This window comes from Streptomyces sp. NPDC001970 (assembly GCF_053594115.1).
This window is the reverse complement of record NZ_JBSFDW010000089.1, coordinates 1-7,036: the sequence shown is the minus strand read 5'-3', so window position 1 is coordinate 7,036 and position 7,036 is coordinate 1. Positions and strand designations below refer to the sequence as shown.

General features: G+C 74.4%; 1 protein-coding gene. It reads right to left on the bottom strand.

From position 1 onward, the window contains the following. Positions 1 to 7,036 (bottom strand): SDR family NAD(P)-dependent oxidoreductase (locus ACWCP0_RS41760; protein WP_451083926.1); only part of this gene is annotated, 7,036 nt, incomplete at both ends.

Below are 7,036 nucleotides of genomic sequence, written 5' to 3'. Positions count from 1 at the left end.
AGCCGTTCGACGAGCAGCAGGCCGACGCCCTCGCTCCAGCCGGTGCCGTCCGCGTCCTCCGAGAACGACTTGCACCGACCGTCCGCCGCCAGACCCCGTTGCCGCGAGAACTCGATGAAGGTGTGCGGGCCGGACATCACCGTGACACCGCCGGCCAGGGCCATGTCGCACTCGCCCGACCGCAGCGCGTTCGCCGCCAGGTGCAGGGCGACGAGCGACGACGAGCAGGCCGTGTCGACCGTGACCGCCGGACCCTCCAGACCGTACGTGTAGGACAGGCGGCCCGACAGGACGCTCGAGAGGTTGCCCGCCAGCAGGAAGCCCTCGAATTCCTCCGGAGTGCTGGCCAGCCGCGAGGCGTAGTCGTCGTACATCGCCCCGGTGAACACGCCGGTGTTCGTCCCCCGCAGCAGCGCCGGGTCCAGACAGGCGCTCTCGAAGGTCTCCCACGCGGTCTCGAGGAGCAGCCGCTGCTGGGGGTCGGTCGCGGCGGCCTCGCGCGGCGAGATGCCGAAGAACTCCCGGTCGAAGAGGTCCGCGTCGTGCAGGAAGCCGCCTTCGCGGGTGTACGAGGTCCCGACGTGGTCCGGGTCCGGGTCGTACAGGCGCTCCAGGTCCCAGCCCCGGTTGTCCGGGAACACGCTGACCGCGTCGACGCCGTCGGCGACCAGTCGCCACAGGTCCTCCGGCGAGGACACCCCGCCCGGGAAGCGGCACGCCATCCCGACGATCGCGATCGGTTCGTCCGCTGCGCTCCCGGCCCGGGTCAGGTTCCGGGCCCGTGCCTGGGCGGCGGACTGCGCCGGTGCCTCGGCCTCCTGGGCGAGTGACAGCAGGAACGTCGCCAGGGCGGCCGGGGTCGGGTGGTCGAAGACCGCCGTGGCGGGCAGGCGCAGACCGGTGGCGGAGGCCAGCCGGTTGCGCAGCTCCACACCGGCCATCGAGTCGAGCCCGAGCAGGTTGAAGGCCCGCTCCGGATCGACGGCGCCCGCGCCCGTGTGGCCGAGGACGGCGGCCACCGCGCCACGGACCAGGTCCAGCGCGGCGTCCCCCCGCTTCCTCTCCGGAAGGTCCGCGAGCCGCCGCACCCACTCCGTCCCCGCATCGGCGTCGGTACGGGCGGCCGCACCCGAGCGCGCGGCGCGGCGCGCCGGTGTCCGTACGAGCCCCCGGTACAGCGCCGGCGGCAGCGCGGGGCCGCCGCTCCGGAATGCGGCCAGGTTCAGCGCCACGGGCACCAGCAGCGGCTCCGCGCGGCCCAGTGCCGCGTCGAAGAGCGCGAGGCCCTGCTCCGGGGTGAGCGGGACCGTGCCCGCCCGCTCCCACCGGGCGAGGTCGGCGTCGGTCAGGGTGGCGCCCATGCCCCGAGAGTTGTCCCACAGGCCCCAGGCCAGCGAGGTGGCGGGCAGCCCGCTCGCCCTGCGGTGCTGGGCGAGCGCGTCGAGGTAGGCGTTGGCCGCGGCGTAGTTGGCCTGGCCGGCCGTGCCGGTGAGGCCGGACACGGACGAGAAGAGGACGAACGCCCGCAGGCCGAGATCCCGGGTCAGCTCGTGCAGATGCCACGCGGCGTCGGCCTTCGGCCGCAGCACGGTGTCGAGCTGTTCCTGGGTCAGCGTCTGCACGGTCGCGTCCGCCAGCACACCGGCCGTGTGCACGACCGCCGTCAGCGGATGCGCGTCGGGTACCTCCGCCAGCAGGCGGCCCACCTCCTCCCGCTCGGCCACGTCGGCGGCCAGTACGGTCACCTCGGCGCCCAGCGCGGTGAGTTCCGCGACGAGTTCGTCGGCACCGGGCGCCGTCGGTCCACGCCGGCTGGTCAGCAGCAGGTGCCGTACGCCGTGGCGGGTGACCAGGTGGCGGGCGAAGAGCGCGCCGAGCCCGCCGGTGCCGCCGGTGACGAGCACCGTGCCGTCCGGGTCGAGTTCGAGCGGTGTGACGGGTGGTGTGACGGGCGGTGTGGCTCCTGCCGCGCGGGGTGCGCGGGGTGCCCGGGCAAGCCTGAGCGCGTGCAACCGACCGTCACGGACGGCAAGTTGAGGCTCCTCGGTGGCCAGGGCGGCGGCAAGCAGCGGGGTGGTCGCGCCGTCCGCGTCGTCTGCGTCGTCCGAGACATCCGTGTCGCCTGCGACACCCATGTCGACCAGCACCAGACGGCCCGGGTGCTCGGACTGCACGGAACGGACCAGGCCCCACAGGGCGGCGGCGGACAGATCTGTGACGTCCTCGCCGGGCAGCGCCGCGACCGCGCCACGCGTGACGAAGACCAGCCGCGAGTCGGCGAACCGCTCCTGAGCCAGCCACTGCTGGATGAGGCGCAGCGCCCGCCCGGCCGTCTCACGCGGCCCGTCGGACTCGGCACCGGCGGCACTGGCGGCATCGGCGCCGGCACCGTCCTGGAGCACTTCGTTGCGCACGACGACGACGTCGGCGGCGCGGTCCGGGCCGGACAGGTCCGATGTCAGCTCCGCCCAGGTCAGCTCGGCGGGCTCGCCCGGCTCCGGTGCGGCGATCGCCGGCCACTCCGGCACGTACAGCGAGTCGTCGCCGTCGGCGACAGGCGCGGCCGCCTCCGCGATCCGCCGCTTCTCCACCGGGCGCAGTGTCAGCGACTCGACCGTCGCGACGAACGCACCCGAGGCGTCGGTGAGCGTGAGCGCGACCGTGTCGGTCCCGGTGGGTGTGATGCGTACGCGCAGCTCCGTGGCGCCCGTCGCGTGCAGCTCGACACCGATCCAGGCGAACGGCAACCGGATCATCCGGTCGCTGTTCTCCACGGCCTCCTCGGCCTCGCCGCTCTCGTCCGTCTCGCCGGCCTCCCTGTCCTCCCCGGCCGTCGCCGCGTCCAGCACCAACGGGTGCAGCACGGCGTCGAGCAGCGCGGGGTGCACCCCGAAGCCCGCCGCACTCCCGTGCAGTTCGGCCGGCAGCGCCACCTCGGCGTACACGTCCGCGCCCTGCCGCCACACGGCCCGCAGGCCCTGGAACGCCGCTCCGTACGCGTACCCGATTCCGGCGAGCCGCTCGTACACGTCGTCCAGCGGCTCGGCCACGGCATCGGCGGGCGGCCACTGGGCGGCGAGCCCGTCGGTCGTGACCTCGCCCGCCGCCCCGACCAGCACACCACCGGCGTGCCGTGTCCACGCGGCCGTGTCGCCGCTGTCCTGCCGGGCATGGATCGCGAACGTCCGGCCACCCGAGGGATCAGGGGCACCGACGGTCACCTGGAGCCGTACCGCCTCGCCCGCCGTGAGCGGCAGCGGCGCCTCCAGCGTCAGCTCGGCCACGCGCGGCGCGCCCACGTGGTCGCCCGCCGCGACGGCCAGCTCCAGGAATGCGGTGGCGGGTACCAGCACGGTGCCGCCGATGGCGTGATCCGCCAGCCACGGGTGGGTGCCGAGCGAGATACGGCTGGTGAGCAGCGCCTCCTCGCGGTCCGCGAGGTCGACGGCGGTCGTCAGCAGCGGGTGCTCCGACGCGTCCAGACCCAGGCTGCGCACATCGGCGGCCGACGAAGGCGCCAGCCAGAAGTGCTCACGCCGGAAGGCGTACGTCGGCAGCCCGACGAGCGCAGCCCCCGGGAAGAACGTCCTCGCGTCCAGGCGCGCACCGGCCGCGTAGGCGGATGCGATGCCCGCCGCGACCGTCCACGGCTCGGCGCGGCCGGCGCGCAGCAGCGGGACGGCCGTGCCGGCACGGCCGGCGAGGGTGTCCCGGACCAGCGCGGTCAGCACGGCGTCGGGGCCGACCTCGACGAAGACGGTGGCGCCCTGCCGCGCCAGCTCGTGGGTGGCGTCCAGGAAGCGCACGGCCTCGCGGATCTGCCGCACCCAGTAGTCGGGCGAGGTCAGCTCGGCGGCCGTGGCGAGCGCCCCTGTCACCGTCGACACGAGGGGGATCGCGGGCGGCCGGAAGTCCAGACCGGCGGCCACCTCGCGGAATTCGGCCAGGATGGCGTCCATGTGCGGTGAGTGGAAGGCATGGCTCACCTGCAGACGGCGGACCCTGCGCCCGCGCTCACGCCACTCGTCGGCGATCCGCCCGGCGACGGCCGCGTCGCCGGACACGACCACGGAGGCGGGGCCGTTGACCGCGGCCAGCGAGACCTCCGTCTCGTGGCCCGCCAGGGACGCCGTGACCTCGTCCTCCTCGGCCTCGATCGCGATCATCGCGCCGCCAGGGCGGGCTGCCTGCATCAGCCGGCCGCGGGCGGCGACGAGCTTCGCGGCGTCGGCGAGGGTGAGGACACCGGAGACATGGGCGGCGGCGAGTTCGCCGATCGAGTGCCCGGCCACCAGATCAGGGGTCACGCCGTGGTGCTCGAGCAGCCGGAAGAGGGCCACCTCGACCGCGAACAGCGCGGGCTGGGTGTACGTCGTCTCGTGCAGCAGGTCCGCATCCGCGGAGCTGGCCTCGGCGGCCCCTTCGGCGAACACCACGTCGCGCAGCGGGCGTTCCAGCCACTGGTCCAGCTCGGCGAAGGCGGCATCGAGGGCCTCGGCGAAGACCGGCGAGGTGGCGTACAGCTCTCGCCCCATACCGAGGCGCTGGGCGCCCTGACCGGTGAAGAGGAACGCCGTGCGGGTGTCGTCCTTCGCCGTGCCGCGCACCACGCCCGCCGCTTCGGCTCCTTCGGCGACGGCGTCGAGCCCCGCCAGACAGCCGTCCAGGTCTTCGGCGAGCACAACTGCCCGTTCCTCGAAGGCGGTGCGGGTGACAGCCAGCGACAGACCGACGTCAGCGAGGTGAGCGGCGGCGGCGTCGTCGCCGGCGGCGTCAGCGGTGCCGGAGGCTGTACCGGTGTCGGTGAGGTGCTCGCGGAGCCGGACAGCCTGCGCCCGCAGCGCGTCCGCGTCGCGCGCGGACAGCAGCCACGGCGCGGGGATCCCGGGAACCGGGACGGTGGACGGCCGCGATCGGTCGGCCCCGGCCCCGGGCCCCGTCCCGGGCACCGACTCGTCCTCCGTCCCGGGCGCCGACTCGGCCTCCGGCGCCTGCTCGATGACGACATGGGCGTTCGTACCGCTGATGCCGAAGGACGAGACGCCCGCGCGGCGCGGCCGGCCCGTCCCGGGCCAGGCCCGGTCCTCGGTGAGCAACTCCATCGCGCCCTGCGACCAGTCCACGCGCGGCGACGGCTCGTCGACGTGCAGGGTCCTGGGCAGGACGCCGTGACGCATGGCCTCGACCATCTTGATGACGCCGCCCACGCCCGCGGCGGCCTGTGCGTGCCCGATGTTGGACTTCAGCGAGCCGAGGTAGACCGGCTCCAGCCCGTCCCGGCCGCTGCCGTACGTGGCCATGAGCGCCTCGGCCTCGATCGGGTCACCGAGCTTCGTGCCCGTGCCGTGCGCCTCGACGGCGTCCACGTCGGAGGGGGCGAGCCCCGAGTCGGCGAGCGCCTGGCGGATGACGCGCTGCTGGGAGGGGCCGTTGGGGGCGGTGAGGCCGTTGGACGCGCCGTCCTGGTTGACGGCCGAGCCGCGGACGACGGCGAGGACCCGGTGTCCGTGGCGCCTGGCGTCCGAGAGCCGCTCCACGAGCAGCACTCCGACACCTTCGGCCCAGCCCGTACCGTCCGCGGCCGCCGCGAAGGACTTGCAGCGGCCGTCCGGGGAGAGTCCGCGCTGCCGTGAGAACTCGACGAACATGCCGGGCGACGACATCACGGTCGCGCCGCCCACCAGCGCCAGGTCCGTCTCGCCCTGCCGAAGTGAGCGGACCGCCATGTGAAGGGCGACGAGTGAGGACGAGCACGCGGTGTCGACCGTCACAGCGGGGCCGATCAGCCCCAGCTGGTAGGCGATCCGGCCCGACATGACGCTGGCCGTGCCACCGGTGAGGACATGGCCCTGCACGCTCTCGGGAGCGTCGCTCATCCGCGGGCCGTACTCCAGCGCGGTCGCGCCGACGAAGACACCCGTACGGCTGCCGTGCAGCGAGCGTGGATCGACACCGGCCCGCTCGACGGCCTCCCACGCGGTCTCGAGGAGCAGCCGCTGCTGCGGGTCCATGGCCAGCGCCTCGCGGGGCGAGATGCCGAAGAATGCGGCGTCGAACTCGCCCGCGTCGTGCAGGAATCCACCGTGCCGTACGGAACTCTTGCCCTGCCTGCCCGGGTCGGGGTCGTACAAGGCCTCGTCCCAGCCCCGGTCGACGGGAAACGCGGAGATGGCGTCGCCGCCCCCGGCCACCAGCCGCCACAGGTCCTCCGGCGAGGACACTCCTCCCGGATAGCGGCAGGCCATGCCCACGATCGCGATCGGGTCGCCGGAGGCATCCCCGGGCATGACCCCGGGCATGACCCCGGCGGCCGGCTCGCCGACCACGTCCGGCAGCGCACCCAGCAGCTCCGCCTCCAGGAACTCGCCGAGTGCCTGCGGTGTCGGATGGTCGAAGAGCAGTCCGCTGGGCAGACGCAGCCCGGTGGCGGCGGCCAGCGACGCCCGCAGCTCGGTGCTCATCAGCGAACTGAAGCCCAGCTTCTGGAACGGCGTACGCCGTTCGACCCGCTCGCCGGGCCCGTACTCCAGAACCGTGGAGGTGTGCTCATCCACCAGCGTCTGCACGGCCCGTCGTCGTTCGGCGGGGGACAGGTCCGCCAGCCGCTCACCGAGTGCGCCGCGCGGAGCCTGCGGAGCAGCCGTGGGGGAGGCGGCAGCCGAGGGAGCATCCGTGGCCGTCGGAGCCGGTGCGGCGGTCTTGCGGGCGGTCGTGGTGTCGAGCCAGTGGCGCCGGCGCTGGAAGGCGTAGGTGGGGAGGGATACGCGGCGGGCCCCGGAGTCCGCGTACAGCGCGGACCAGTCCACCGCGACGCCTCGCACGAAGGCCGACGCCGCCGCGGTGACGGCGGTCCGGGCCTCGGGGCGGCCCGCGCGGAGCAGGGCCGCGGCGGCTACTGCGTCCGGATCCGCGACCGAGTCGGCGATGAGGGTGCTCAGCACGGCGTCGGGGCCGAGTTCGAGGAATGTGGTGGTGCCTGTGGCTTCGAGGGTGCGGGTGGCGGTGAGGAAGTGGACGGGCTGGCGTACCTGGTTGA